General features: G+C 59.4%; 2 protein-coding genes. Both read right to left on the minus strand.

All coding sequences use genetic code 11. The features are described 5' to 3' along the window. Positions 1-253, minus strand: a 253-nt coding sequence (locus NW857_RS07530) for a BolA family protein (protein WP_414349179.1), incomplete at its 3' end; no start/stop codon positions are given. 82 nt (positions 254-335) lie between these two features. Further along, positions 336-1,313 carry a DNA adenine methylase gene (locus tag NW857_RS07535; RefSeq protein ID WP_414368522.1) on the minus strand — a complete coding sequence of 326 codons (978 nt, stop codon included), beginning with the start codon at positions 1,311-1,313 and terminating at the stop codon, positions 336-338. Positions 1,314-1,386 lie beyond the last annotated feature (73 nt).

Genomic DNA, 1,386 nt, shown 5'->3' on the forward strand with positions numbered 1-1,386 from the left:
CTAGCCCGCGGAACTGCTCCCACTGAGCGGGGGTAAAGGTGCGCAGAGCCAAAGCATGGAGGCGGCCATCCTGTAAATAGGTTTTCAAGGCCTCATTCACCAGCCGATGCTGCTTGATCAGGGGCAGGCCCTGAAATTGCTCGGCCACTACAATGGCCTGAAAGTGGCTGCCATCGCCGACAGTGTCTTCCACCTGCACCCTTGCGCCGGGCAGGGCAGCCTGTAGCAACGCCTCGATTTCTCGTGGATCCATGCGCTGTTGTCCCCATGGTCTGTTCAAATGTGTGCCGGAGCTCAAGATCCCGTTTCGGATCTCAACCTGCTCATCCATCACCCTAGACGCTTCTGGGGCAAAACGGGATCCCTTCCTCTGCTCTGCAGGTGGGATGGCTCAGAACCAGAACCTCGGTGATGGGACCGCGTTTGTGGCCCTGGCAGTTGATGGCACGGCTGGCAACGATGGTTTGGATGGGGTAATCCCGGTACAGCTCCCGCACAAAGGGGCAATCGGAATTGGAGAGCAGCACCTGCACCCCTCGGTCGGCCAACGTCCCAAATACCTCTCGCAGGCGGATTTGTTCGGTTTCGCCAAACGCAAACCGGCTGTAGGCGGTGAAGCTGCTGCTGGCAGACAGCGGATGGTAAGGAGGATCCAGATAGACAAAATCTCCGGGTTCGGCCCGTTCCAGCACCTGCCAAAACGGCTGCACCGCGATCTCTACGCCCTGTAAAACTCGTGCCACGGCCCGCAGGTTCTCCGCGTCGCAAATGCGGGGATGACGGTAACGGCCCAGAGGGACATTAAACTCTCCCCGCGAGTTTTCCCGGTAGAGGCCGTTGAAACAGGTTTTGTTTAGGTAAATCAGCCGTGCCGCCCGTTGCACCGGATCCGCAAAACGAGTTGCGCGGATCGTGTAGTAGTGCTCCCGGCTGTGGTGGGCTTGGTGGTGGCTGAGCAGAGCAATGATCTCCTCCACCCGATCCCGCAGGCAGCAATATACATTCACCAGCTCAGGGTTGATATCCGACAACACAAAGCGCCGCGGGATCCCTTGGGCCAGATGAAAAAAGACCGCTCCACCCCCCAAAAAGGGCTCGTGATAGGTGTTCCAGTTGCGCGGGAAAAAGGGTTCGTATTGGCTGAGCAGTTGCCCTTTCCCCCCTGCCCATTTTAGGAAGGGACGCGCTCGAACGGCTGGTGCTGCCGGGGCGGGGTTTGGACTCCCGCGTTCTTCCCAACGCAAAGCCCCGCCTTTGCTCGGGCTGAGGCCGTGAACGGGCGGACAAGGGTAGGAAGGTATCTGGCCGTTCATTGGTGTTTACTTTTTTACCTTCTAAGTGCTCCGCGCTGCTAGCGCCCTCACCCCCGGCCCCTCTCCCGGAGGG

The organism is Synechococcus sp. H55.9 (assembly GCF_047462355.1).
Classification (GTDB): Bacteria; Cyanobacteriota; Cyanobacteriia; order Thermostichales; family Thermostichaceae; genus Thermostichus.